At 42.4% G+C, this 1,207-nt stretch carries 1 protein-coding gene; it reads left to right on the top strand.

Annotation, left to right across the window (positions count from 1 at the left end):
* Positions 1–160: 160 nt before the first annotated feature.
* The gene (locus tag R7O12_RS25780; protein WP_318126900.1) at positions 161–1,069 is read left to right on the top strand and encodes a histone deacetylase; all 909 of its coding nucleotides are present in this window, start codon (positions 161–163) and stop codon (positions 1,067–1,069) included.
* The last annotated feature ends 138 nt before the right edge of the window (positions 1,070–1,207 follow it).

Below are 1,207 nucleotides of genomic sequence, written 5' to 3'. Positions count from 1 at the left end.
AGAAGGAACCAAACAAAGCGCCTAGGACCGTAAATGTCGTTTTCTTCATCGTTGGAGTATGAAATTTAATTTTTAATGAAAATCATTATCAATTAAATTAATTTCTATTCAACCTTTGTAGTTGGTAATATTTCACAACGTTGTATGAAAAGAATGTCTCATGTTGCCACTGATATACCACTCTATATACTCAAGACTTGAATTGCCTGAAGGGCATCGTTACCCAATCATGAAGTATCAATATCTCTACGAAGAGGTACGTCGCGGTGTGCAAGCTGAGTGGGTACAGTTTTTTGAACCACAAGCGCTGTCAATTGAAGCGATCAAGCGCGTGCATGATGCGGACTATGTTGACTTACTGGTACAAGGAAATATGCCAGCCGCTAAAATGCGTCGAATCGGCTTTCCTTGGAGTGAAGCTCTGATCACTCGAACTCTGACGTCAGCGGCTGGTACGCTTCTGACAGCCGAAAAAGCGCTTGAGCACGGTATCGCACTGCACTTGAGTGGTGGTTACCACCATGCGCACAAAGATTTTGGTAGCGGATTCTGTTTGTTCAACGATTTAGTGATTGCGGCTAAACACATGTTGGATAACGAGCACGTTGATAAGATTTTAATTATTGATAGTGATGTTCATCATGGTGATGGAACCGCCACCTTGTGCCAAGAAGAACCTGACATCGTGACGCTTTCTTTTCATTGCGATAAAAACTTTCCTGCGAGAAAACCACAGTCTGATTTGGATGTTCCGTTAGCAAAAGGAACAGACGATGAAACATTTTTGATGACGTTTAAAGAGGTGGTCGAGATGGCGTTGAATCTCCATCGTCCAGATATGGTGATTTACGACGCTGGGGTAGATATTCATCAAGATGATGAGCTTGGTTACTTTGACGTATCGACTCAAGCAATTTTTGAGCGTGATCGGTTTCTTTTTCAACTGATGAAAAACAGAGGGATTCCTGTTGCCGCCGTTGTGGGGGGTGGATATAGAACAAACCACGCAGACCTTGTACCTATTCACATGCAGTTAATAAAAGCGGCGAGAGAAGTCTTTGCCTCTTGATAGTTGAAGAAGGCAATTAGGCAGAACAAAGATCACTAACTTATTAGTGGTCTTTTGCTAAATGTGGCGGAGTGTTGGGCTTGTATTCAAGGAGGGATTTGTCCAAGTCCTTTCAAATCTGAATATACGAAAAAGCCC

It is taken from the genome of Vibrio sp. Vb1574 (genome assembly GCF_033338675.1).
This window is presented reverse-complemented; position numbering and strand designations above follow the sequence as displayed.

Bases quoted from the DNA above. Each gene is read 5' to 3' on its own strand.
- R7O12_RS25780 (WP_318126900.1), top strand. From the start codon at position 161: ATGTTGCCACTGATATACCACTCTATATACTCAAGACTTGAATTGCCT.